Annotated in this window: 29 protein-coding genes; 28 read left to right on the top strand and 1 reads right to left on the bottom strand. The window is 48.5% G+C overall.

The features are described 5' to 3' along the window. Positions 1-13: 13 nt before the first annotated feature. Both RCO25_RS06250 and RCO25_RS06245 read left to right on the top strand, forming a co-directional pair. The gene (locus tag RCO25_RS06250) at positions 14-1,012 is read left to right on the top strand and encodes an ABC transporter ATP-binding protein (RefSeq protein WP_308995266.1); all 999 of its coding nucleotides are present in this window, start codon (positions 14-16) and stop codon (positions 1,010-1,012) included. Next, positions 1,009-1,971, top strand: coding sequence for an ABC transporter ATP-binding protein (locus tag RCO25_RS06245; RefSeq protein ID WP_308995265.1), 963 nt, complete (start codon positions 1,009-1,011; stop codon positions 1,969-1,971). Before RCO25_RS06250 ends, RCO25_RS06245 begins: the two co-directional genes overlap by 4 nt. Before the next feature lie 113 nt (positions 1,972-2,084). On the opposite strand, the gene RCO25_RS06240 is transcribed toward RCO25_RS06245, so the two are convergent. Further along, a complete protein-coding gene (locus RCO25_RS06240) occupies positions 2,085-2,783 on the bottom strand; it encodes a hypothetical protein (protein WP_308995264.1) in 699 nt (232 codons plus the stop codon). A 590-nt stretch (positions 2,784-3,373) separates the two neighbouring features. Here RCO25_RS06240 and RCO25_RS06235 point away from each other — a divergent pair. The 26 genes from RCO25_RS06235 to nuoK all read left to right on the top strand — a co-directional run bounded on the left by RCO25_RS06235 (position 3,374) and on the right by nuoK (position 25,193). Beyond that, positions 3,374-4,468 (top strand): glycine-rich domain-containing protein, encoded by a 1,095-nt coding sequence (locus RCO25_RS06235; protein ID WP_308995263.1) that lies wholly within the window; start codon positions 3,374-3,376, stop codon positions 4,466-4,468. A 293-nt stretch (positions 4,469-4,761) separates the two neighbouring features. Then, entirely contained in the window at positions 4,762-5,391 is a 630-nt protein-coding gene (gene upp, locus RCO25_RS06230; protein WP_308995262.1) for a uracil phosphoribosyltransferase, read from the top strand. A gap of 38 nt (positions 5,392-5,429) precedes the next feature. Continuing rightward, positions 5,430-6,578 carry a non-hydrolyzing UDP-N-acetylglucosamine 2-epimerase gene (gene wecB, locus RCO25_RS06225; RefSeq protein ID WP_308995261.1) on the top strand — a complete coding sequence of 383 codons (1,149 nt, stop codon included), beginning with the start codon at positions 5,430-5,432 and terminating at the stop codon, positions 6,576-6,578. A gap of 190 nt (positions 6,579-6,768) precedes the next feature. Then, complete coding sequence (locus RCO25_RS06220; RefSeq protein ID WP_308995260.1) at positions 6,769-7,002, top strand: AtpZ/AtpI family protein; 234 nt, start codon at positions 6,769-6,771, stop codon at positions 7,000-7,002. After that, positions 6,995-7,363, top strand: coding sequence for an ATP synthase subunit I (locus RCO25_RS06215; RefSeq protein WP_308995259.1), 369 nt, complete (start codon positions 6,995-6,997; stop codon positions 7,361-7,363). Before RCO25_RS06220 ends, RCO25_RS06215 begins: the two co-directional genes overlap by 8 nt. 22 nt (positions 7,364-7,385) lie before the next feature. Next, complete coding sequence (gene atpB, locus RCO25_RS06210; protein ID WP_308995258.1) at positions 7,386-8,135, top strand: F0F1 ATP synthase subunit A; 750 nt, start codon at positions 7,386-7,388, stop codon at positions 8,133-8,135. A gap of 85 nt (positions 8,136-8,220) precedes the next feature. Then, complete coding sequence (atpE, locus tag RCO25_RS06205) at positions 8,221-8,436, top strand: F0F1 ATP synthase subunit C (protein ID WP_053373757.1); 216 nt, start codon at positions 8,221-8,223, stop codon at positions 8,434-8,436. 85 nt (positions 8,437-8,521) lie between these two features. After that, a complete protein-coding gene (gene atpF, locus RCO25_RS06200) occupies positions 8,522-9,004 on the top strand; it encodes a F0F1 ATP synthase subunit B (protein ID WP_308995257.1) in 483 nt (160 codons plus the stop codon). Further along, positions 9,001-9,540: a F0F1 ATP synthase subunit delta gene (locus tag RCO25_RS06195; protein WP_308995256.1), complete on the top strand. Its 540-nt coding sequence runs from the start codon at positions 9,001-9,003 to the stop codon at positions 9,538-9,540. Before atpF ends, RCO25_RS06195 begins: the two co-directional genes overlap by 4 nt. Before the next feature lie 25 nt (positions 9,541-9,565). After that, positions 9,566-11,080 carry a F0F1 ATP synthase subunit alpha gene (gene atpA / locus RCO25_RS06190; protein WP_308995255.1) on the top strand — a complete coding sequence of 505 codons (1,515 nt, stop codon included), beginning with the start codon at positions 9,566-9,568 and terminating at the stop codon, positions 11,078-11,080. A 156-nt stretch (positions 11,081-11,236) separates the two neighbouring features. Then, positions 11,237-12,097: an ATP synthase F1 subunit gamma gene (gene atpG / locus RCO25_RS06185; protein ID WP_308995254.1), complete on the top strand. Its 861-nt coding sequence runs from the start codon at positions 11,237-11,239 to the stop codon at positions 12,095-12,097. A 78-nt stretch (positions 12,098-12,175) separates the two neighbouring features. Beyond that, positions 12,176-13,579, top strand: a complete 1,404-nt coding sequence (atpD, locus tag RCO25_RS06180) for a F0F1 ATP synthase subunit beta (protein WP_308995253.1) — start codon at positions 12,176-12,178, stop codon at positions 13,577-13,579. Between the two features lie 24 nt (positions 13,580-13,603). Beyond that, positions 13,604-14,005 carry a F0F1 ATP synthase subunit epsilon gene (locus RCO25_RS06175; RefSeq protein WP_308995252.1) on the top strand — a complete coding sequence of 134 codons (402 nt, stop codon included), beginning with the start codon at positions 13,604-13,606 and terminating at the stop codon, positions 14,003-14,005. Between the two features lie 335 nt (positions 14,006-14,340). Further along, positions 14,341-15,639, top strand: a complete 1,299-nt coding sequence (locus RCO25_RS06170) for a methyl-accepting chemotaxis protein (RefSeq protein WP_308995251.1) — start codon at positions 14,341-14,343, stop codon at positions 15,637-15,639. Positions 15,640-15,810: 171 nt separating this feature from the next. After that, positions 15,811-17,424: a spore germination protein gene (locus tag RCO25_RS06165; protein ID WP_308995250.1), complete on the top strand. Its 1,614-nt coding sequence runs from the start codon at positions 15,811-15,813 to the stop codon at positions 17,422-17,424. Then, a complete protein-coding gene (locus tag RCO25_RS06160) occupies positions 17,421-18,671 on the top strand; it encodes a Ger(x)C family spore germination protein (RefSeq protein ID WP_308995249.1) in 1,251 nt (416 codons plus the stop codon). Before RCO25_RS06165 ends, RCO25_RS06160 begins: the two co-directional genes overlap by 4 nt. A 9-nt stretch (positions 18,672-18,680) precedes the next feature. Next, a complete protein-coding gene (locus tag RCO25_RS06155; RefSeq protein ID WP_308995248.1) occupies positions 18,681-18,923 on the top strand; it encodes a hypothetical protein in 243 nt (80 codons plus the stop codon). 5 nt (positions 18,924-18,928) lie between these two features. Continuing rightward, positions 18,929-20,152 (top strand): GerAB/ArcD/ProY family transporter, encoded by a 1,224-nt coding sequence (locus RCO25_RS06150; RefSeq protein WP_308995247.1) that lies wholly within the window; start codon positions 18,929-18,931, stop codon positions 20,150-20,152. Between the two features lie 100 nt (positions 20,153-20,252). Next, positions 20,253-20,624 (top strand): NADH-quinone oxidoreductase subunit A, encoded by a 372-nt coding sequence (locus RCO25_RS06145; protein ID WP_308995371.1) that lies wholly within the window; start codon positions 20,253-20,255, stop codon positions 20,622-20,624. Next, positions 20,609-21,127, top strand: coding sequence for a NuoB/complex I 20 kDa subunit family protein (locus RCO25_RS06140; protein ID WP_308995246.1), 519 nt, complete (start codon positions 20,609-20,611; stop codon positions 21,125-21,127). The genes RCO25_RS06145 and RCO25_RS06140 overlap by 16 nt, the downstream gene beginning before the upstream one ends. Then, positions 21,124-21,780, top strand: a complete 657-nt coding sequence (locus RCO25_RS06135) for an NADH-quinone oxidoreductase subunit C (protein ID WP_308995245.1) — start codon at positions 21,124-21,126, stop codon at positions 21,778-21,780. The genes RCO25_RS06140 and RCO25_RS06135 overlap by 4 nt, the downstream gene beginning before the upstream one ends. Before the next feature lie 7 nt (positions 21,781-21,787). Further along, positions 21,788-22,888 carry an NADH-quinone oxidoreductase subunit D gene (locus RCO25_RS06130; RefSeq protein ID WP_308995244.1) on the top strand — a complete coding sequence of 367 codons (1,101 nt, stop codon included), beginning with the start codon at positions 21,788-21,790 and terminating at the stop codon, positions 22,886-22,888. After that, on the top strand, positions 22,888-23,904 hold the full coding sequence (nuoH, locus tag RCO25_RS06125) for an NADH-quinone oxidoreductase subunit NuoH (protein WP_308995243.1): 1,017 nt from the start codon (positions 22,888-22,890) through the stop codon (positions 23,902-23,904). The genes RCO25_RS06130 and nuoH overlap by 1 nt, the downstream gene beginning before the upstream one ends. 16 nt (positions 23,905-23,920) lie before the next feature. Beyond that, positions 23,921-24,370, top strand: a complete 450-nt coding sequence (nuoI, locus tag RCO25_RS06120; RefSeq protein WP_308995242.1) for an NADH-quinone oxidoreductase subunit NuoI — start codon at positions 23,921-23,923, stop codon at positions 24,368-24,370. Next, positions 24,371-24,886 carry an NADH-quinone oxidoreductase subunit J gene (locus RCO25_RS06115; protein ID WP_308995241.1) on the top strand — a complete coding sequence of 172 codons (516 nt, stop codon included), beginning with the start codon at positions 24,371-24,373 and terminating at the stop codon, positions 24,884-24,886. A 4-nt stretch (positions 24,887-24,890) separates the two neighbouring features. After that, the gene (gene nuoK / locus RCO25_RS06110; protein ID WP_374992068.1) at positions 24,891-25,193 is read left to right on the top strand and encodes an NADH-quinone oxidoreductase subunit NuoK; all 303 of its coding nucleotides are present in this window, start codon (positions 24,891-24,893) and stop codon (positions 25,191-25,193) included. The last annotated feature ends 1 nt before the right edge of the window (position 25,194 follow it).

Below are 25,194 nucleotides of genomic sequence, written 5' to 3'. Positions count from 1 at the left end.
GAGGTGGACAAGGATGGAGAAGTTACTTGAAGTAAACAACCTTCGTGTGAATTTCAAAGTTCGCGGCGGTATCGTTAAGGCGGTTCGCGGCGTTAACTTTCATGTTAATAAAGGCGAGGCAGTAGCTATCGTCGGGGAATCCGGCTGCGGCAAAAGCGTAACTGCCCAGTCGCTCATGCGTTTGATTCCATCGCCTCCGGCAGAGACCAGCGGATCGATTAGGTTTAAGGACAAAGATATTTTGAAATTGTCGAACAGCCAAATGGAGGACATCCGCGGCAAAGAAATGGGTATGATCTTTCAAGATCCGATGACGTCGCTTAATCCTACGTTGACCATTGGACGGCAAATTACCGAAGGGTTGATTAAGCATCAAGGCATTAGCGGTTCGAAGGCTGCTGAGCGGGCTATTGAAATGCTTAATCTCGTCGGTATTCCGAACGCTGCATCACGGGTTAACCAATATCCGCATCAGTTCTCAGGCGGTATGCGCCAGCGGGCGATGATTGCTATTGCGCTTGCTTGCAACCCGTCTTTGCTTATTGCAGATGAGCCGACTACGGCGCTTGACGTGACGATACAGGCGCAAATTATGCGTGTGATGAAGGATTTGCAGCAAAAGCTGGGCACTTCTATTATTCTTATTACTCATGATTTAGGCGTTGTAGCTGATATGTGTGACCGCGTTATCGTTATGTATGCCGGTAAGGTCGTCGAAACGGGCACAAAATGGGAGATTTTCAAAAATCCAAAGCATCCATATACGAGAGGGCTGCTGCGCTCGCTTCCGCGTCTTGATCAGAAGAAGGAAGATCCGCTTGTGCCGATTTACGGAACACCGCCGGATTTAATTAAACCGCCGACGGGCTGCAGCTTCTGCGCCCGTTGTGATGAAGCCATGAGGGTATGTGTAGACAATGATCCTGAATTGCTCCCGGTAGACGGCAATGAATCGCATGCATCGGCATGCTGGCTCGCACATCCTTATGCAAATCGGGAGGTGTCTGTATGAGTGCACCGTTAATTGAAATTAATCATTTGCGCAAGTTTTTTAATTTAGGCGGTGGAGCAACGCTCCAGGCCGTTAATGATATAACCTTCTCTATTCAAAAAGGAGAAACCGTCGGCGTTGTAGGTGAATCGGGCTGCGGGAAGTCAACGGCCGGCCGTACGATCATGAGGCTCTATGAGCCTACAAGCGGCGGCGTCACCTTCGACGGACAAGATATTTATAAGCTGAAGGGTGCTAAGCTAAAAGCGATGCGCCGCGATATGCAAATGATTTTCCAAGATCCGTACGCATCGTTAAACCCGCGTATGACGGTTATGGACATCATCGGTGAAGCGCTTGATATCCACAAGCTTGTGGGCAGCAAGAAGGAACGCAAACATCGCGTCGAGCATTTGCTCGATGTCGTAGGCCTCAATCCTGATCATGCCACGCGTTATCCGCATGAGTTTTCCGGCGGTCAGCGGCAGCGAATTGGGATTGCCCGCGCGCTTGCGGTTGATCCGCGGTTCATTATTGCGGATGAGCCGATCTCGGCGCTGGACGTGTCCATTCAAGCGCAGGTTGTAAACCTAATGCAGGATTTGCAGCGCAAAATGGGTCTCACTTATTTGTTCATCGCGCATGATCTGTCGATGGTTAAGCACATCAGCGACCGCGTAGCGGTTATGTATTTGGGTAAAATCGTAGAGCTTGCAGAGAGCAGCGAGCTCTACGCAAGTCCTGCACACCCGTATACACGGGCGCTGCTGTCGGCTATACCAATCCCGGATCCGGAGGTTGAAGCGAACCGTGAGCGTATTGTATTGACCGGCGATCTGCCGAGCCCAATCAATCCGCCTACGGGCTGCCAATTCCACACGCGTTGTCCGATTGCAACCAATAAGTGTAAGGTCGATGAGCCGGCGCTGCTCGAAGTGAAGAAGGGGCATTTTGCCGCTTGCCACTATGCTTCGGTGTAAGGTGAAGGATAAACAACATGTGATTTAAAAAATAAAAAAATGGCGGAGCAAGGGTATACCCTCGCTCCGCCATTTTTATTTGGTCAGGTTTAATCACTGCTTTTTATTTAACTTTAGTTGCTATAATCTTCTAATCTAATTGGGACTGATCCCATTAGAATTACCGCATCTTTATCCTCGTATTTCTGGGCCCATAACATCTCAAAGGTAAGGGAGTCTACATGGTGCCGTTTGAACTCAACTTCAGGAAAAGTAAGGGCCAAGATATAAGAGGATGCTGTATCGCTTGAATCAATGAACTTAAAATCTTTGGCTTTAAGTGGCGGAAATAATCCATCGGGCAGAACTATGCTTACATCCTCTACATCTGTCCACACTTTATAGCTAAACTGTGCAGAATATTCGATTTTTCCATTTATATTTTTAAAATGACCGCTGTCCGAGAATTTAAGTTTATCTTGAGGCACATTGTCTTTTGTTACATATATTTGTAAATAAAACTGACCTGTGCTAATGCTCACGGTTCTCCCGTCTGCAAGAATCAGGTTTGCTCTATTAAAAAAAGGAACAAACTCTTTCAATGTAAAGTATAGTTTGTTATCGATGATATTAGGGGAATCGACCCTGATTTGTTTAGTTATTAATTCTTTGTTTTGCATCAGTTCAATTGCTTTAACATTAATATTATTCACAGAATACGGAAGATATAAAGTTATTTTTTTATTATCTGTTTCTGGAGTATCGACAAACATCAAGTAATTTTTTTCATTAAGTTTATATGAACTGATTTCTTTTAAAACTACGTCTTCCACATGATGATCGTTTTGGATTTCTTGCCGAGAGGTGCAAGCTATGACTAAAAGCGTTATACATATTAAATATATTATAGATAATAAATGTTTCAGAAGCTTACACATCCTTAGTTGAAGGTCGGAGTTTGTGAAAAGAAACTCGAAGTGTGGCATGGCTGTTATAATTTCGACTAATATACCATACATTCCTTTTTGTGGAACGAATCATTTGTGCTATCTTGTTGCGCAACATAATTTCGTAATTAGATATAAGAATTTGAGTTGAAAGAGTTTTGTTCACATATTCCATGAACTTATCCACAATAATATAAACAACCTGTGGACAAATGAGAATAAGCTGGGGATATGTCTGTGAATAGCTGTATTTTCTGAATTTTAATTCTATTTCAGTGATGCGAATTGATGGTAGATTATTCGGTTATGGCGTTGTCATCACGTCCTCGCTCAGAAGATGAGACGGAACCCGTACGTAAAACCCTGTGCAGAGAGTGCTGCAGAGGTTTTTTTTGATCCGATGGAAACAGCGTTAAGCCTGAAAGGGAACAAATGTGTTAATATATGGGTACGACGAAACGGCGCAGGAGGTTAAGATGGCTCAATTTGCAGTGATTATGATCATTGTGGTATTCCTCTTTATTTTACTAAGCGTAATTATGAAGGCGACTGGTTCTAGCCGAAACGGTCGATCGGGCGGCAGGGGACAAGGGTCGTTTGGTCGGACCAATGCATTTGCGCCTTGGCCGAAAGCGGATATGCCTTCAGCGCTGGGTGTGCCGTACGGACACCCTGCGAGGCGGGCTGCGGAACGCTTGGAGGCGGCGCTCAGCTCAGACTTTGAGAGTCGCGCGAAGGATCGCGTACTGAAGGAATTCCCGAGTATATCAGATAAAGAATGGGATTGGACATGGTTTGAACTCAAGCGGTACTTCTTGATGTGCAGCATTATGCGCAGCGTTCCGATGTACAGCAAGCAGGTGGATGCCGTATGGCATGAGATGCTTATGTTTACCAGGGAGTATGAGCAGTTCTGCACAAGCTTCTGCGGCGAAATGATTCACCATGCGCCTCATGAACCGGGAGCACAGCCGCAGCCGGGAGAGCGGGCGCTGTTCGATTGGGTTTACGGCGAGCTGTTCACCCAGACGCCGGCTAGCGGAAGAATATGGGGAGCGTTCTATCGGACTCGCATGTCAGAGCAAAGACTTGAAGAATTGAAGGAATTCAGCAAAGAAACGATTCGGGCACAGTGGTTTAATATGAAGGCAACGGCCCGTTTCACTGACTTAAATGAAACGGTAGATTATTTAATAGAACGTGCCGGGTCCCAGCTTTCGGCTGTTGGCAGCGGCAAACCGCCTTACGGGAATGAAGCGCGCCCCGCGAGCAGCTATGGCTATGATCCAATACTGGGAGCAACCGGCCTCCTGTCGGGTATGCTTATCTATCATTCAATGTCGAATCCGAATGATTTCGCTCAGCAGATGGATCAAGCCCAGAACGAGGAGCAGCGCAAAGCAAATGGCAGCGGCGATTCAACGTACGCCTGCAGCGGTTCCTCCGACGATGGCAGAAACGATTCTGGGGGTGACCACGGCGGTTCAGGAGGGGATTCTTCCAGCGGCGGAGGAGATAGCGGAGGATCTTCATGCGGTTCCTCCTGCGGAGGCGGCTGCGGCAGCAGCTAAAGAGCATCTAACTCATATAGACTGGCAAAGGCCAGCGCCTTCCACGCGGGAGGCGCCGGCCTTTATTGTATTTAAAATTTATTAATTTTCACTAATAAATATGCTTATCCATCTCCGCGAAACGAGCTTTTGCCGCCAAAGGACGGATGCAGCCGTTTGCGCTTGGCGCGTTTTGCAAAACACAAGATGCAACGGCTTGTTTACAATGCTATAATATACGGGATTGTGTCAGGGCTTGCAACGATTAGAACAACAACAATAACAACAACAATGTACGGGAGGAATACCGCTCCATGAGCAAACTAATCATTTGCGACCATCCGTTAATTCAGCATAAGCTGACTTTTATTCGGAATAAAGAAACGAATACCAAAGATTTTCGGGAATTGGTTGATGAAGTCGCAACATTAATGTCATACGAAATTACGAGAGAAATTCCGCTTGATACGATCAAGGTACAAACACCGGTCGCTGAGACGGACGCTAAGGTTGTATCGGGAAGAATGCTTGGCCTCGTCCCTATTTTGCGTGCCGGACTTGGCATGGTAGACGGCATCTTGAAGCTTATTCCATCTGCGAAGGTAGGCCATATCGGTCTTGCCCGCGATCACGAGACGCTTCAGCCAAAGGAATATTATATTAATCTGCCAACGGATGCTCCAAATCGCATGCTTATCGTCATTGATCCGATGCTTGCAACCGGCGGCTCGGCTATCGCGGCTATCAACTCGCTGAAAAACCATAAATGTGATCAAATCAAACTAATGTGTCTGATCGCTGCTCCGGAAGGCGTGAAAGCCGTACAGGAAGCGCACCCGGATGTTGATATCTACATCGCTGCTTTGGATGAGCGCCTCAATGAAAAAGGCTACATTGTCCCTGGTTTAGGCGATGCTGGAGACCGCATGTTTGGAACAAATTAGTTGCAATCGACATGAAACGATAATAGGAGTGAAAGATTTTGTCTAAACTGAAGGTAATGACCATTTTCGGAACGCGTCCGGAAGCCGTCAAGATGGCGCCGCTCGTGCTGGAACTGCAAAAGCGCGAAGACGAAATCGAATCGATCGTATGCGTGACCGCTCAGCATCGCCAGATGCTGGACCAGGTTCTCGATTTTTTCGAAATCCATCCGAATTACGATTTGAATGTCATGAAGGATCGTCAGACGCTGACAGAGACGACAGTCCGCGTATTAGAAGGACTGGATCCCGTGCTCACGGAAGCCAAGCCTGATATCGTACTCGTTCACGGGGATACGCAGACGACGTTCCTTGCGAGCTATGCTGCGTTTCTAAAGCAAATACAAGTGGGTCACGTAGAAGCGGGGCTTCGTACATGGAACAAACTATCCCCGTACCCGGAGGAAATGAATCGGCAGCTTGCCGGCGTGCTCTCTGATGTGCATTTTGCACCGACGGAATGGTCGGCAAACAACTTGCGCAAAGAGAACAAGTCGGATGCTGCCATTTATGTGACTGGCAACACGGCGACTGACGTATTTCAATATACGGTGGACGAATCCTTCTCGCATCCTGTGATCGACTGGGCGAAAGGGAAAAGAATGATTCTTATGACGGCTCATCGCCGCGAAGCGCTTGGCGAGCCGCATCGGAACATTTTCCGCGCGGTAAAACGGATTGCGGATGAGCATGAGGATGTCGTTGTCGTATATGCGGTGCATCCAAACCCGGCAGTAAAAGAGCCTGCCAATGAAATATTGGGCGATCATCCCCGCATCCGCTTGATTGATCCGCTTGATGTGTTTGAATTCCACAATTTTTACCCGCATGCTCACATGATCATGACGGATTCAGGCGGCTTGCAGGAGGAGGCTCCGTCCTTCGGAGTACCGACGCTTGTGCTGCGTGATACGACGGAGCGTCCGGAAGGCATCGAGGCAGGCACTTTGGAGCTTGTAGGGACGGATGAGGAGCTGGTATACAGTCGTGCACAAGCGCTTTTAACCGATTCTCAGCTGTACGCCCGCATGAGCCAAGCAGCCAATCCGTATGGCGACGGTCAAGCTTCGGAGCGTATTGTAGACGCGATATTGCATCATTTTGGCAGGTTGAAGGAACGTCCGGATTCGTTCACACAACGTTCATAGATTGCGATAAGGCAATGGCCTGAGTGGCGAATGTACAGCATACAGTAGTACTGTACGGTTTTCGGGGGTCATAATACCTTATGTATCAAGGGTTTTGGTCGATCTGTTCACTAAAAGTTTGCAGTTAATTCAATTGACAAACGTGTCACGGCTTGGATAAAATAAATGAGGATTGACAGGGGTATGAGCCATGAATAAAAAGGACAGAAGGGACAATCCGCTGTTTGCGGCCGGACTCGTTGGCGCACTCGGAGTGCAAGTCGCTGTATGTATCTTTTTAGGCTATTGGATCGGCTCGTCGCTCGGGAACCGCTTTGGGGATCCGAAGGCATGGTCGCTCGGTGGCATACTGGTCGGTCTGGCTGTCGGACTACTCTCAGCCATTCTGCTTGTTAAGAAGGTTATGGAGGAAGCCGATGGATAAAATAATGAAGACAGCAATACGTACGCTTGTTTATGCAATGGCGGTATGCCTAATTGTATGGGCGTTCCTTCCGGAATGGCGTACGGTGTCTCTCGGCCTTCTTGTGGGATTGGCAGCAAGTTCCATGAATGCGTTTTTACTAAGGCGCAGAGTAGAAATGGTCACCCTAGGAGCAGCAGGGGTCGGGCCGCGCAAGAGAGGTCTTGGTCTTGGAAACCGTATCGCAACAGTGTTGTTGGTTGCCATGATCGCCTATCGTTTTCCGGAGGACCTGAACATGCCGGCAGCTTTAGCTGGCTGTATGGTCATGCCGTTTGTTCTATTGGTAGCAGCGTATATCCACAATAAACGACAATCTTAGCGGAAAGGGGTGAAAATTTTAGATGCATGAATTTCCCATATGGCAGCTCGGGCCGCTTCAAATCGACATTTCGAGCTTCATTGCCATTACGGTTTCAGTTATTGTAACGTTTTTGATCGCGAAGTTGGCTGTTCGCAACCTTTCTGTGGACAACCCTTCAAAGTTCCAAAACTTTTTGGAATGGGTTGTCGATTTCGTACACAACTTTATCTCTAGCACGATGCCTTTAAATCGTGTAAAGCCTTTCTTGTCTTTAGGGATGACGCTCATTATGTTTATCTTCATCTCCAACCTGCTCGGATTGCCTTTCGGTATCGTGACAGTTCCGCATCACGCGATTTCTTGGTTGGGTGTTACGGAAGAGATGGTTGCTAATCATGCTGAGCTTGCGTGGTGGAAATCGCCAACTGCTGATATCTCGGTAACGGCAGGTCTAGCGCTAATCGTATTCGTGATCGTCCATTTCCTTGGATTAAGACTGAATACGAAGCACTATCTGAAGCATTACTTCCATCCGTTTCCGGTTTTCTTCCCTGTTAACGTGATCGAGACGATCTCTAAGCCGGTAACGCTGGCGCTGCGGTTGTTCGCGAACATTTACGCGGGTGAGGTGCTTATCGCAACCATCTTGATGATGGGATGGGTGGGAACGCCTTTTCTTGTCGCATGGCAAGGTTTCAGTCTTTTCGTCGGCGGTATCCAAGCTTTCTTGTTTACGATTCTTACGATGGTGTATATCTCGCAAGCAGCTATCCACGATGAAGAGCATTAATTTCCGCTTTATGCCTCGGAGTGTCTTTTAGTACTGAGGTTGGCTATACAAACAAAAACAACAATATTCGAGGAGGATTTTAAAAATGGAATTATTAGCAGCAGCTTTGGCAGTAGGTTTGGGCGCAGTTGGCGCGGGCGTAGGTAACGGTATGATCGTTAGTAAAACAGTTGAAGGTATCGCTCGTCAGCCTGAACTTCAAGGTAAATTGCAAACAACTATGTTTATCGGTGTAGGTATCGTCGAAGTTGTGCCTATCATCGGCGTAGTAATCGGTTTCTTGGCTTTCTTCCAAGCATAATAACTGATAATGGCGGGGAAGGCCTTAGCCCTCTTCGCCTTCGTTATGATTAAGACAATATTGTGTTGAGAAAGGAGTCGCTTCTATGTCATGGCATTGGGAATCAACAGTATATGCGATCATTGCCTTCGGGATATTATATTGGTTGCTAAGTAAATATGCATTCGGCCCGTTGTTCGGTGTAATGGAGAAGCGCAGACAGCTTGTTCTCGAACAAATGAACACAGCTGAAAGCAGCCGTAAAGCAGCTGAGCAGCAAATGGAAGAGCAGAAGATTGCTCTCCAGCAAGCTCGCAAGGAAGCTTACGAAATTATTGAACAATCGAGAACGACAAGTTCGAAGCAAGCTGAAGAAATCGTTCAAACTGCGAAATCGGAAGCAACTCGTCTTAAAGACGATGCCCTCAAAGATATCGAAAGCGAGAAAAACAAAGCAATTGCAGCCCTTCGTACAGAGGTTGGCGGCATTTCCGTGAAAATCGCATCGAAAATTATTGAGAAGCAAGTAGATGAGAAAGCGCAAGAACAGCTGGTTGGTCAATATTTGAAAGAAGTTGGAAATAAATGAGCCGCGATGCAGCCGTAGCGAAGCGCTACGCTAAAGCATTGTTCGAGGTTGCTGAGAAGCAGCAGGTTGTTTCGGAGGTAGAGGAGCAGCTTAAGCTGATCGTGCAAGCTCTCGAGCAAGACGCTGACGTTCAAAAGTTCCTATCTCTTCCGAGCATTGATCCGGCAAGCAAGATTGCCGTTCTAAAAACAGCGTTTGGCGATCGTGTATCTGCACTTGTGATCAACACGCTGGAAATTCTTGTATCCCGCAGACGCCAAGACATTATTGCCGATGTATACGCGGCTTACACGAAGGTTGCGGGGGATTCGCTTGGTCAAGCGCATGCAACGGTTTATTCCGCACAAGCCTTGTCTGATGAAGAGCTTGCCGGAGTAGCGGCGCAGTTCGGACAATTGACCGGCAAAACTATTATTGCACAGCAAATCGTAGAACCTGCTTTGCTTGGAGGCGTACAAGTACGCATCGGCGACCGCCTATATGACGGTAGCTTGTCCGGCAAGCTGGAACGTTTACAAAAATCGTTTAAAATCTAATGCACTGTAGATAGGGGTGAACGAATTGAGTATCAGACCTGATGAAATCAGCACGCTGATTAAACAACAGATCGAACAATATAAATCCGAAATTCAAGTCGTAGACGTCGGCACCGTAATCAATGTCGGTGACGGTATCGCCCGCGTACACGGTTTGGAAAATGCGATGCAGGGCGAATTGCTCGAATTCTCCAACGGTGTTGTCGGTATGGCTTTGAACTTGGAAGAAAGCAATGTCGGTGTCGTTATCCTTGGGCCGTACACGGATATTCGTGAAGGCGATCAAGTAAAACGTACAGGCCGCATTATGGAAGTACCTGTCGGCGAAGAGCTTCTTGGCCGCGTAGTAAACCCGCTTGGTCAGCCGCTTGACGGCAAAGGACCAATCAACACGACTCAATTCCGTGCGATTGAATCTCCAGCACCTGGCGTTATCGACCGTAAATCGGTTCATGAGCCTATGCAAACGGGAATTAAAGCAATCGATGCGATGGTACCAGTAGGCCGCGGACAACGTGAGCTTATCATCGGTGACCGTCAAACGGGTAAAACAGCGATTGCAATCGATGCAATCATTAACCAAAAAGGCAACGGCGTGAAATGTATTTACGTAGCTGTCGGCCAAAAACAATCCACAGTTGCCAACGTAGTTGAAACTCTTCGCCGTCACGGCGCTCTTGAGTACACAATCGTCGTAACAGCTGGCGCATCCGAGCCTGCTCCATTGCTCTTCCTAGCTCCTTACGCGGGCTGCACAATGGGCGAGTACTTCATGTACAAAGGCGAGCACGTTCTTGTTATCTATGATGATCTATCGAAACAAGCAGCAGCTTACCGTGAGCTTTCACTCTTGCTTCGCCGTCCACCGGGTCGTGAAGCATACCCAGGGGATGTATTCTATCTTCACTCCCGTTTGCTTGAGCGCGCAGCTAAGCTAAGCGACGCGAGAGGCGGCGGTTCAATGACGGCATTGCCATTCATTGAGACGCAAGCATCAGACGTATCGGCATACATTCCTACGAATGTTATCTCGATCACAGATGGTCAAATCTTCCTAGAAGCAGATCTGTTCTACTCGGGTCAACGTCCAGCGGTTAACGTTGGTATCTCCGTATCCCGTGTAGGTGGCTCCGCTCAAATTAAAGCGATGAAAAAAGTAGCTGGTACGCTCCGTTTGGATCTTGCGGCTTACCGCGAGCTTCAAGCGTTCTCGCAATTCGGCTCTGATCTTGATAAATCTACACTAGCTCGCCTTAACCGCGGTGCTCGTACAATGGAAATTCTGAAACAAGACGTTAACCAGCCAATGCCGGTTGAGAAGCAAGTAATCTCAATCTACTCCGCTGTTAAAGGTCACTTGGATGAAATTCCAGTATCGGATATTCTTCGCTTTGAGAAAGAGTTCCACGCGTACTTGGATTCGAACAGCCCGGAAATCGGCCAATCGATCCGCGATACGAAGGACATCGTTGCTGACAACGAGAAAGCTCTTGTAGATGCGATCAATAAATTCAAGAAAAGCTTTGCTGTATCAGCATAATCTAGCGTAAACAGCTGTCGCCACGTTTGTGGCGAAGCTTGTGCTGCGCTGTGAAATAGAAGTCAACGCCCGTTCATATGTCCGGGCTTAGACTGCTTACTCCACCAACACCAGGCTTTGGAGCAGGTCCAAAGCAACAAAGGCGGGTGAAACCAAATGGCAAAAGGTATGCGCGATATTAAGCGCGAGATCAAGAGTAAACAAAATACGAAGCAGATTACGAAAGCGATGGAGATGGTTGCCGCTTCCCGCCTAAGAAAAGCACAGGAAGCCGCGCAAGCAGCGCGTCCATACGCCGAGAAGCTGAAGGAAGTTGTAGCGAGCATCGCTGCCGGCACTAGAGATGTGAAGCATCCTATGCTGGAGTCACGTCCGGTGAAGAAAACGGGTTATCTCGTTATTACTTCGGACCGTGGTCTTGCAGGAGGCTACAATGCGAATATTCTTCGTAAAGTAACGCAAACGATTCGTGAGAACCATAAATCAAGCGATGAGTACGTGTTGTTCGTTATCGGACGGAAGGGCCGCGATTATTTCCGCCGCCGTAATATGCCAATCGTTGAGGAAGTGACTGGGTTGCCAGACGCTCCTTCATTCGCTGACATTAAATCGGTTGCGTATTCCGCAGTTCAAAAGTTTTCCGAAGGCGCGTATGACGAGCTTTATCTATACTACAATGAATTCGTAAATGCGATTACTCAAGTACCGACAGCATTGCGTTTGCTGCCGCTTGAAGAAGTGGGCGGAAATGCAGCTGTTACATCGTATGAATACGAGCCATCACCAGAAGGCGTGCTTGAAGTTCTGCTGCCTAAATACGCGGAAACGCTTATTTACAGCGCGGTACTAGACGGCAAAGCGAGTGAGTTCGGCGCACGTATGACTGCCATGGGAAGCGCAACGAAAAATGCGACGAAGATCATCAACCAATTGACGCTCACTTACAATAGAGCGCGTCAAGCGGCGATTACCCAGGAAATTTCCGAAATCGTTGCAGGGGCAAATGCCCAATCTTAATATAGGCACTGCAAGGGCCGGACGCTTGCGATAAGCAGATCGGCGTGCAGTAACAAGAAGGAACCAGGAGGGAAAACCATGAAAAAAGGACATGTTGTATCCGTCATGGGTCCGGTCGTAGACTTAGAGTTCGAACGCGGCAATTTGCCGGAAATTTTGAACGCTGTCAGAATCGAGCAAAAGGGCGAAGCAGGCGGCATTGATATTAACTTGACGCTTGAAGTAGCCGTTCACCTCGGTGACAATAAGGTACGTGCCGTAGCTATGAGTACGACAGACGGTCTTGTACGCGGTATGATCGCAGTAGATACAGGCGCAGCAATCACTATTCCGGTTGGCGCACCAACACTTGGCCGTGTATTTAACGTACTTGGTCAACCAATCGACGAAGCTGGCGATGTTACATCGGCAATTAACCTTCCGATTCACCGCGAAGCACCTGCTTTTGACCAGCTTTCCACGCAAGCGGAAATTCTTGAAACAGGCATTAAAGTAATCGACCTTCTCGCACCATACGCAAAAGGCGGTAAAATCGGCCTCTTCGGCGGCGCGGGCGTAGGTAAAACGGTTACGATCCAAGAGCTTATCAATAACATCGCGCAAGAGCACGGCGGTATCTCCGTATTCGCGGGTGTAGGTGAGCGTACTCGTGAAGGTAATGACCTTTACCACGAGATGAAAGATTCCGGCGTACTAAGCAAAACTGCGATGGTATTCGGACAAATGAACGAGCCGCCAGGCGCTCGTCAACGCGTTGCTTTGACTGGTCTGACAATGGCAGAATATTTCCGTGACGAAGAAGGAAAAGACGTACTATTGTTCGTCGATAACATCTTCCGTTTCACGCAAGCAGGTTCCGAGGTTTCGGCCCTTCTAGGCCGTATGCCTTCCGCGGTAGGTTACCAGCCAACGCTGGCAACTGAAATGGGTCAATTGCAAGAGCGTATCACGTCTACGAAAAAAGGTTCGGTTACTTCGATCCAAGCGATCTATGTACCTGCCGATGACTATACGGATCCGGCTCCTGCAACGACGTTTGCCCACTTGGACGCAACGACAAACTTGGAGCGTAAAATCTCTGAGATGGGTATTTTCCCAGCGGTTGATCCACTCGCATCGTCTTCGCGTATCCTAAGCCCATCTGTTTTGGGTGAAGAGCATTACAACGTAGCTCAAGGCGTTAAGAAAATTCTTCAACGCTATAAAGAGCTTCAAGATATTATCGCAATCCTTGGTATGGACGAGCTTAGCGAAGAGGATAAATTGACCGTGTCTCGCGCACGTAAAATTCAACTTTTCCTATCTCAGCCGTTCCACGTTGCTGAACCGTTCACAGGTATTAAAGGTAAGTACGTACCTGTTAAAGAATCCGTTCGCAGCTTTAAAGAAATTCTCGAGGGCAAACATGACGACCTTCCGGAAGAATCTTTCCGATATGTTGGTGTGATTGAAGAAGCCGTGGAGAAAGCCAAAACGCTTTAATAGCGAAAGGCGGGAGGAATCCACATGAGTTCTTTTTTGGTAGAGATCGTAACACCAGAGCGTAAAGTATACGCAGAGACTGCGAATATGGTTAGCGTAACGGGCGTTGAAGGTGAGCTTGGCATATTGCCAAACCACATTCCGCTGGTAACGCCGCTTCGTATCGCACCTGTCGTCATCAAACGCGATAATAATAAAGCAGATGTAATAGCAGTTAATGGAGGCTTTATCGAGGTACGCAAGGATAAGATCGTTATTCTTGCTGAGAGCGCGGAGCTTGCAACTGATATTAACATTGAACGTGCTGAAGCTGCTAAACAGCGTGCCCAGCAGCGTCTTGCGGCTAAGCAAGATCAGATTGATTTCCGCCGCGCAGAGCTTGCTTTGCAACGCGCAATGAATCGTCTGAACGTAAAGCAAAAATAAGATTAACCGATTAAAGCATCATTCATGCCTTCAAGGCGTGGATGATGCTTTTTTTAATTTTGAAGAAAGTATTTTTTAACCTTACAAGATGGTTATATTTCATCGTGAAATGAGATTTGCGGTAGAGGATGACGTAAGATGTTTACGCTATTGGTCATGCGATCATCCATGTAAGGTTATCTTCTAATATTCGTGTTTTCAGGGAAAAACGATGTTATATATCTCTTTAAAAGACCTTATTCGACAAAAAGACTAATATTATGTATGAATTCTCCAGCATTGTATGTTAATATAGTTAACATCAGAAATGACAGAGCTAGCAGGGGGAGAGTCATATGTTTGAACAGCTTCCGCATTGCCCCGATAAATGGGGGATGATGTGCGAGGGCGATTTGGAGGAGATTTACCGCATCCGCAGCATCGGCTGGAGGCAACGGAAGCTGCAGCTTATCTCCATTGTGAGCTTAAGTGTGATGACCGCGCTGCTCATCGTGTTCATTGCATCCAGTGCTCCGATTTGGATGACTGCCGCAGCAGCGGGTATATTTAATCTTTTGTTCGGTTTAATCTACAGCGGAGTCTTTCAGAAGAAAGAATCCGAGCGGGTCGTGTCCCATTTGCGTAAAATCAACGGCTTTATACGCATTAATGCCGAGGGTAAAGGCGATTTGACCCAGCGTCTTGCGCTGCATGATTTTGATAACGATGAATCGAAGGAATTAGCCAAATGGATCAATAATATGATTGATTCCTTGGAGGGCATTATGCTTCAGGTGAGGCTTGCCTCAACAGATGTGTTATCCAGCCAACATATACTCAATGAATCGGCGGCAGTGACGTCGGCTTCAACGGAACGGGTGAGCGGGAAAGTAACGGATATGATCGGCAGCATCCGACTTCAGCTAAAGGATATCGACATGGCTAAGGATGCAGCAGGCGATATGAGGACAACGCTGAAACAGATTGAAGAGCAGGCGGCCGAGCAGATTGCGGTAGCCAAAACCGAGGTTGACCGGATTGGGGATAAAATGCATCACATCTCTGCCAAGGTTGGAGAGACGAACAAGACCATTCATAAATTTATGGATACCGTTCAGGAAATTCAAAGCGTCCTGCATGTTATCGAGGAAATTTCGGCGCAAACGAATCTATTAGCGCTTAATGCCTCAATTGAGGCTGCTAGGGTTGGCGAGCAGGGCCGTGGCTTTGCTGTGGTTGCATCCGAGATACGCAAGCTTGCGGATATGACAAAAAAATCTACCGAAGAAGTGCATGGGATTACACGCCATATCTATGATGAGGCTAAGCAGGCCTATGCATCGATGGATGAGGGGACAAGAGTCGTCGAGGAAGGCAATCAGCTTGTTGCGGCAGCGGCCAATACGCTTGCAAACGCGCATGCGGAGGATCTTCGCAAGTCGCAGGTTGTCGACGAGGTCGTACAGCTTATGGAGAAAATCGCTCTCGTAAGCAGAGAGAACCGCAAGGTATCCTCCGATGTTGAGAGCAAGGTACAAGAGCTTATCGGAGAAATGACGAATGTCCGGCAAACCTCGCAAAGCGTGGAGTCCATAACAACGCTGCTGCAGCAATTGGTCGGACAGTTTAAGCTGACAGATTCAAGAATCAGATAGTAAGAATAAGAGGAAAGCCGCAGGGAACCGTGTTGATACGGTCCTGCGGCTTTTTTGCGCTGAGTCGATTTGGTATGCAGACTTATTGGCCGATAAGGCTGTGTACATAATTATGCCATGGAATAGTTATCCTAAGACAACGATCAATAATAACGGGAAGGAGAGGGGCATATGTACAAAGCTTATGTACGAGGCAAAGGCAAAGCGGGAAAAAAAACGGATAAAAGATCATCCCGTGCAGAAAAGCATGAGAAAGAACAGCTCGATCCCTATGCGGATAAGCCCCTTTCACTTTCTGTTGAACAGAATATGGAGATGATCAAAAAAGAGCTGGGCGAGAGCCAAGATATCATCTTTCGCGAGCTGTCGCTAACTGACCTTAGCCGTACGAAGGTTGTGGTTGTGTATGTGCAAGGAATGGTGGATGACGAGCGTTTGAATGAATTTATCATTCAACCGATCCATAGGGAACAATTCTCGCAGGAGGAGCAGATTAAGCCGGAGGAACTGCTAGCGGTCATGAGGAGCGGATTGCTGTCTACAGGAATTATCAATGATATAAGTGATTGGAAGCTATTATTCCAAAAGCTCTTTCTAGGCTACAGCATCCTTTTTGTAGAGGGGACGGATAAAGCGATCGCGGCCAATGTAGTCGGCGGAGCGAGAAGAGGAATAGAAGAGCCGAAAACGGAGATGGCTATTCGAGGTCCGAGGGAAGGATTTACCGAATCGATTCGAACGAACACCTCCATGATACGCAGAAAAATACGCAGTCCAAAGCTTTGGATGGAGCAGTGGACGATCGGAGAAATTTCGCAAACGCCCGTTTGTATTTTGTATATTAAAGATTTGGCTGACGAGAATGTGCTCAAGGATTTGCGGGAAAGGCTGGAAGGCATTCAGATAGACGGAATTTTGGAATCCGGATATATCGAGGAGCTTATAGCGGATCAGAAATGGTCGCCCTTTCCTACCGTGCTTAGCAATGAACGGCCTGATGCGGTTGCAGGTAATTTGTTAGAAGGGCGCATAGCCATCTTAGTCGACGGAACGCCATTTGTTCTCGTTGTGCCCGCTATATTGAATATGTTCTTCCAAGCGTCAGAGGATTATTATCAACGCTTTGATATTACTACCTTTTTGAGGCTGCTTCGATTTGTTTCTTTTCTGATTGCGCTGCTAATGCCATCTGTGTACGTAGCCATTGTCGGCTATCATCAGGAAATGATTCCTACGCAGCTGCTCTTGAAGCTGGCCGCACAGCGTGAGGGTGTGCCGTTTCCCGCTTATTTAGAAGCCTTTATTATGGAAATTGTTTTTGAAATCCTGCGCGAGGCAGTCGTCCGAATGCCGAGCGCTGCCGGAAATACGATATCGATCGTCGGCGGTTTAGTTATCGGCCAATCCGTTGTCGAGGCAGGTATCGTATCTCCCGCAGTCGTAATCGTCGTTTCTTTCACGGCCATTGCCAGCTTCGTATCGCCGACCTACAGCCTCGGCATCGCGGCAAGGCTGCTGCGGTTTTTCCTGCTGCTGGCCGCATCGACGCTGGGCTTTTACGGCATTGGCTTGGTCGTTCTGATTCTCATTTTGCATTTAAGCAATATAAGGTCGTTTGGCATGCCGTACATTAAACCGTTTGCGCCGCTCTTCTTTAAAGATATGAAGGATACGCTTATCCGGGCACCGCTTTGGATGATGCGTGAGCGTCCTCAAATGCTATCCAACGAAAATACGATAAGACAGGACACGGAGACAGAGCATAGGAAGGAGCCTGAGCAATGAGCCGCGCGCAGGACCAGAAGCGGCAAGGTTTCTTCAAGCGGGCATTCCGTAAAGGGGTCCTCTTGTGGACAGCTTGCCTGTTAATTATGCTTAGCGGCTGTTGGGACCTTCGATATCTGGACAAGCTTGGTGTCGTAATGGCCTTGGGAGTGGATGAAGATCCGAGCGGCAAACAAAAGCTGCAGCTGACGGTACAGGTTGTGCTCCCGCAAAACGTTGCCGCTGGGAGCAAGGGCGGGATTGGAGGAACGCCGGTAACGACGTTTACGGAAACAGGCGATACCCTATTTGAAGCGATACGCAAGATGTCGGCCAAAACGTCGAGAAGGCTTTTTTTCTCCCATACTCAAATGCTGGTTATAGGGGAGCAGATAGCGAAAACGGGCATTTTCCCGTTGATTGATTTAATTGAAAGAAACCAAGACATTCGAACGGATATCTCTGTATTGGTTACGCGCGGTGTAAAAGCACGGGAACTGCTGCAGTTAACTACGCAAATGGAATCGATTCCGATTAATCAGATTCATGAGATGCTGGAGGTTAACCAGACTGCCTACGGGGTGAACTACGCGGTGAAGATCAATGACTTGACGAGGCTGCATGGGAAAGGAAAAGAGCAGGCTGTGCTTCCATCTATGCGAATCGAGGGAGACAGGGCTAACGGCAATAAAGATGAAAATGTAAACAGCATACCCGCTTCAGCCATTCCCGTGCTCTCTACCATGGCTGTATTTCGCAATGGCAAGCTCGTTGACTATTTGAAGCCTAAGGAATCAAGAGGACTGTCGTGGATGCGCGATAAAATGAAAAGCACCGTCATTAAGCTAACATGCCCGGATTCGGAGGGAGACTTAATCGTGGAGGTGCAGGGGGTGACCGTGGAGCATAAGGTCAAAAAAGGCGAGAGAGACATGCCGATTGTTCAGGTACATCTAAGAGTGACCGGCAGCATACAAGAGATTATGTGTCCGAATGTGAATGTAACGGATGAAAAGGTGTTAAACCAGATAGGAATGATGGCGAGCAAGGCGGTGAAGGGCGAGGTGGAGGCTACGATCGATAAGCTTCAAAAGAAACTGCAAGTAGATGCGCTTGGTTGGGGTAAGGAAGTTTACTTGAAGCAGCCGGCTATTTGGAAGCGAGTGGAGGGAGACTGGGCGGAGCTTTTTCCTAAGGTGGAAAGCGAAGTGATATGCAATACCATCATTATGGGATCGGGTGTGCGGGGCAAATCTATTGTGGAATGAGTGATCAAGATGCTGGCTCCTATCGGTATTTTTCTGCTTGCGGCAGCAACAGGGGCGGTGGTTTGGAAACGGAATGGCGATATGCATCGTTTGCGCGAGAGGGGCTGGGCTTTGTTTATTCTAACAATAGGCACGCTGTTAATCATGGCCCAGCTGTTTCGTATACCGGTGCCGAATCCTACAGATTGGATTAAGACGATTGTCGGACCGATATATAGACCGATTATTTCCTGGATAGAGGAGGAGGCATAGCAGCGATGAGTAAATTTGCGGGAATGAACAATGCGGAAATCACATCCGGCCAATGCGCGAAAATGTTGTTTTTATTTGCGCTTGGGAGCGCAGCGCTTATTTTGCCGACTTCGGTAACGGCCATTGCGAAACAGGACGGATGGATATCCATGCTCTTGGCGGGGCCGTTTAATTATTTCATCCTGATCGTCTTCTTGGCGCTGTCAGACCGCTTTCCCAATTTGTCATTGGCCCAGTATGCGGAGCGGGTGCTGGGAGCATGGGGCGGCAAGGTCGTGTCCTTGCTCTATATCCTGTTTTTCCTGCTGCTGAGCGCGCTTGTCCTTCGCAATATTTCAGACTTTATGGGCCTCTCTGTACTGCCGATCACGCCGGAGTGGTTTATTGACAGCACCTTTATGATGGTCGTGATTTATGGTGTCTTCTTAGGCATCGAAACGATAGCCCGAACGGGGGAAATCCTATTTGGCTGGGGCTTGTTCGTCATCGTCATTGTGACTTTCGCATTGTCTAATCAATTTGATTACCACAATTTCGAGCCATTTTTATACGAAGGCTGGGAACGGCCGGTGAAAGGAGTTTATCCTATCTTGGGATTCCCGATCGGCGAATTTGTATTTATGACGATGATATTCCCGCTCGTGCGTGAACAAGACCGTAAAAAGCTGAGAAAATCATTGAAGCTCTCCGCTGTTTTGATCGCAATCGTAAGTGTATTGATTTGTATATCCCTCGTGGGTGTGATGGGAGTCGACGAGGTGAGCCGAAGCCCGTTCGCGGTATATGATATGGCTAAAAATATTAATATCGAGGAAATTTTGGTGCGGGTCGAAATTTTGGTCGCCATGGTCTGGGTCGGAACCGTCTTTATGAAGCTGGCGTTATGTGTATATGTACTGACCGTTATGACCGCTCAAGTACTGAATTTATCTACTTATCGGACATTGATCGTTCCTTATGCGTTCATTATCGTCCCGCTCTCTTTGATGGTCTATCGCAACGTGGCCCATGCAAAGGAGTTTGCCATGGGAGTATGGACGGTGTACAGTCTTTTTCACGGATTCCTCCTGCCGCTCTTGCTGCTTGTCATTGCTGTTATTAGAGGCAAACGTGATAACAGCGACGGCAGCTTTCCGGCAGTCCAGCCGAATAGAGAAGAAACCGCGGAAGACCAAAAAACATCGGATAAACAGCGTGAGATATCGGACAAGGAGCCTGCCGTGACGTAACTCCGTCATAGACGTCAGTGGTAGCATTTGTTATAATTGTGAGGAAAAATTGACCAAGCGGCAACGGTCCGTACCTACCCAATTTGACGGAGGCGATCGTGTGGAAAACTACGCCAATAACTATGTCGTCGTGGCTGTTTTTATTTTTCTTGGCATTTTGCTCCCAGTCGTTGCATTGACTGTAGGAAGGCTGCTAAGACCGAACAAGCCGAATGAGCTCAAGCAAACCACCTATGAAAGCGGGAATGAGCCGGTAGGTGAGGGACAGGTCCGTTTTAACATCCGCTATTACTTGTTTGCCTTAATGTTTGTCATCTTTGATGTGGAAACCGTTTTCTTATATCCGTGGGCCGTCGCATACAATAAGCTCGGCTTATTTGTGCTAGTCGAAATGGTGATATTTGCGGGAATGCTTCTTATCGGTCTTCTATATGCCTGGAAAAAGAGGGTGCTGAAATGGAATTCAGTTTAGAGTCAATTTCAATAGAGGAACGCCGGGAGCTGGAACGCAACGTATTTATGGGCACCTTGGAGCAGTTAAAAGCTTGGGCGAGAAGCAATTCATTATGGCCGCTGACATTCGGACTGGCTTGCTGCGCGATTGAAATGATGGGAACGGGCGCGTCGCATTATGATCTCGACCGCTTTGGTGTCATGTTCCGGACCTCGCCGCGGCAATCCGATGTGATGATTGTAGCCGGGACCGTTACGAAGAAGATGGGTCCCCTGCTCAGAAGACTATATGATCAAATGCCCGAACCGAAATGGGTGATCGCTATGGGCTCTTGCGCAACGGCCGGCGGCCCTTACATCAAATCCTATTCAGTCATAAAAGGCGTCGATCAGATCGTGCCTGTTGATGTATATATTCCGGGCTGTCCGCCTAACCCGGCAGCGCTGATCTACGGCATCAACAAGCTGCAGGAAAAGATCCGATATGAAGCAAAAACCGGGAAGCGGGTGACCGGTCGATGAGTGAGGAGCAGAATAAGGGCGGCGAGAAGCCCGCTGTGGATTCGCCCCCGGCAGACGCGGAGCGGGAGGCAAAGCTGAAGGCAGCGGCCGAGGCGCGCGCTGCGAGAGCCGCTGCAAAGGAAAAGGCGGAAGCAGAAGCGGGGGAAGCGCAGCCGGACTTGCCCAAGCCGCCGTCTCTCCGGCAGCCGGAACTGGATGCCATTACAGCGCTGCTTAAGCAGGAGATTGCCGAATCCGCAGTCGAGGATGCTTACGTGAACGAATTAAATGGCGACATGCCAATGATTATAATCAACAATGTTTATTGGCGGGAAGTTTCGCGGCTGTTAAAGGAGCACGAAGTGCTGCGATTCAACTACTTACGAAATGTGTCCGGCATCGATTACGAGACCCATATGGAAGTGGTCTATCATATGCTTTCGCTTGGCAGCAATAGAGAGGTCGCGATCAAGATCAAGGCTGATCGTGATTCAGCATCCGTATATTCAGCGACGCCGGTCTGGGCGACGGCGAATTGGAACGAGCGGGAAATTTATGACCTGCTTGGCGTCGATTTTCCCGGACACCCCGATTTGCGGCGGATTATGATGCCTGACGATTGGGTTGGCCATCCGCTGCGCAAGGATTATGAACCGTTAGATTCGGAGGTGTAGGCAGCCCTTGATCCGTACAGAAGAACTGCTCTTAAACGTAGGTCCGCAGCATCCAAGCACGCATGGCGTATTTCGAATTATCGTTAAGCTCGATGGTGAAGTCATAACCGAGGCTACACCCGTTATGGGGTATTTGCACCGGGGAACGGAGAAGATCGCGGAAAATTTGAATTTCACGCAAATCATTCCTTATACGGACCGAATGGATTATGTCTCTGCCATGACGAACAATTACGTGCTCGTTCATGCGGTTGAGACGATGATGGGGCTTGAGGTGCCGCAGCGGGCGGAGTATCTGCGGCTTGTTGTCATGGAGCTGCAGCGCGTCGCGAGCCATCTTGTCTGGTGGGGAACCTATCTGCTCGATATTGGAGCGATGAGCCCATTTCTGTACGCTTTCCGCGATCGAGAAATGATTATTGATCTGTTTAATGAGCTGTGCGGAGCAAGATTAACCTATAATTATATGAGAGTGGGCGGCGTGAAGTGGGATGCGCCTCCCGGCTGGTTGGATAAGGTGCGCGAATTTATTCCTTATATGGAGAGCAAGCTCCAGGAGTACGATAAGCTCGTCAGCGGCAATGAAATCTTCTTAGCCCGTATCAAGGGAGTTGGCAGGTATGATGCCGCAACTGCGATTGATTATGGACTAACGGGAGCCAATTTAAGATGTACCGGAGTAGACTTCGATGTTCGCAAGGCCGAGCCTTACAGCCTATACAGCCAATTTGAATTCGACGTGCCGCTTGGTAAGGAGGGTGACTGCTACGACCGATATCGAATCCGTCTGGAGGAAATACGCCAAAGCCTGCGTATTTTGAAGCAAGCGCTTGAGAAGTTCCCAAGCGGCGGAGATACGATGGGGAAGGTGCCGCGCGTGCTTCGTCCGCCAGCCGGAGAGGTATACGTGCGCATTGAATCGCCGCGCGGCGAAATCGGATGCCACATCGTATCCAAGGGCAAAGCGGAGCCGTACAGGCTCAAGTTCAGGAGGCCCTCATTCGTTAATTTGCAAATATTGCCGAAGCTTCTGGTTGGGGAAACGATGACAAACCTCATTACGATACTGGGCGGCATTGACATTGTCGTCGGGGAGGTCGATTGCTGATGCAGTCTTGGCTAAACCAGCCGCTCACCTGGGGCAATGTGCTTGTGCTGTTTCTATGGGCGGTTGTTTTCCTTTTTATCGTGCTTGGTTTCGTAACGTATGCCATCTATTTCGAGCGCAAGGTAATCGGCTGGATGCAGCTGCGTATCGGCCCTAACCGGGTTGGACCGTTTGGACTGCTGCAGACGGTGGCGGATATCTTCAAGCTGCTCATTAAGGAAGATACGATTCCGCGCAAGGCTGATCGCGTGCTGTTCATTCTTGCGCCCGCGCTGGCTTACATACCTGCCTTCTCTGTGCTCGCGGTTTTGCCGTACACGCAAAATCTTTATTTCGCGGATTTGAATGTCGGGCTGCTCTACTACGTGGCATTGTCAGGGATCTCGACGCTTGCCATTGTACTCGGGGGCTGGGCTTCCAATAACAAATATGCTCTTCTCGGGGGTATGCGCTCGGCGGCACAGATGATCAGCTATGAGGTGCCGCTCGTGATTTCGGTGGTAGGCGTTATCCTGCTCAGCGGCAGCTTGAATTTACGGGATATTGTTGCTGCACAGGACGGAGGCTGGTTCTGGAACTGGAATTTCCTCCCTCAAATCATCGGCTTCGTTATCTTCATCATTGCAGCGGTCTCTGAGCTCAACCGAACGCCCTTCGATTTACCGGAGGCGGAGTCAGAGCTTGTGGCGGGTTATCACGTCGAGTACAGCGGTTTTCGCTTTGCTTTCTTTATGCTCTCGGAATATGTTTACGTTTATGCGATTGCTGCCCTTACGACGGTGCTGTTCCTTGGCGGCTGGCATGCGCCGGCGCCTTTTCTAGATTTTGTGCCGGGTATCATCTGGTTTTTGCTGAAGTTTGCATTTGTTGTGTTTTTCCTGTTTTGGATCCGTGCGACGATGCCGCGAATTCGTGTAGATCAACTGATGGGACTCGGTTGGAAGGTGCTGCTGCCCGTTTCGCTGCTTAACGTGTTCCTAACGGCTGTATATTTGGAACTGTTTATTAAGAACTAGCAAAGGGGAGAAGGAAATGAAAGGAATGCTGCAAGGACTGGGTGTAACGCTCAAATCGATGACGGCTCCAAAAGTGACCACTTCCTATCCAGACGTGCCTTTTATCATGCCGGATCGGTTCCGTGGCATTCAGCATTTTATTCCGGATCTGTGCATCGTTTGCAATCAATGCGCGCGTATTTGCCCGACGGATTGCATTACGCTGACAGGCAAGCCGAATCCGGATCCGGACAAAAAGGGCAAGGTCATCGATACGTTTGATATCAATTTTGAAATCTGCATCCTATGCGACCTCTGTACGGAGGTTTGTCCGACGGAAGCGATCGTCATGTCGAATCATTTTGAGCTGGCCACGTTCAGCCGCGATGATCTGTTTAAGGACGCACAGTGGCTGACGGACAACAATACGCTTACTCGGCAGGATAATAACAATATCGGAGCGCCGGCCAAAGGGGGCGCGAAATAGTTGTTCAATATTGCATTTACGGGCGAATTCGTCGCTTTTTTTATCTTTTCGGCGATCATGATTTGCGGCGCTGTTCTCATGATTACGCTGGAGAAGGTCGTGCATATGGTCATTTCTATGGCAGCTGTATTTCTCGGCTTAGCGGGAATGTTCGTGCTGCTTGATGCAGAGTTCGTCGCGTTCGTTCAGGTGCTGATTTATGCGGGAGCGGTTTCGATCTTGATGATCTTCGGCATCATGATGACGAAGCATCAAGCCGGAGCGCGCGAGCCTGCGAAGCCGCTGCATGAAACGCTGGCGGCAATTGGCGCGCTGAGTTTGTTCGGCGTACTGTTTTATGCGATTCGGTCGACGGAGTTTCCTGAGCCGCAGCCCTTCCAGCAAGCGGAAGATAATACGATGGCCATCGGAGAGCTTTTATATACGGGGTACGTGATTCCCTTCGAGCTTCTTTCCGTGCTTTTGACCGTCGCTTTTATTGGAGCCATCGTGCTCGCCAAAAAGGAGGCGGATTAAACAAATGTTATCCTCCTATTTAACGCTGGCAGCGATTTTGTTCTGTATCGGGCTGTACGGCGCTTTAGTGAAACGAAATGCGGTCGTCGTCCTGCTTTCGCTTGAGCTTATGCTTAATGCGGTCAACTTGAATTTGGTCGCCTTTTCGAAGTACGGCGTCGTGCCGTCCTTGACCGGTCAAATCTTTTCTTTATTTACGATTACGGTCGCCGCGGCAGAAGCTGCGATCGGAGTAGCAATACTGATTGCGTTGTTCCGGATGCGGGGGACAGTGAACGTCGACGAATTTGACAAAATGAGGAGGTAGC

Source organism: Paenibacillus sp. LHD-38 (assembly GCF_031157315.1).
Classification (GTDB): Bacteria; Bacillota; Bacilli; order Paenibacillales; family Paenibacillaceae; genus Pristimantibacillus.
This window is presented reverse-complemented; position numbering and strand designations above follow the sequence as displayed.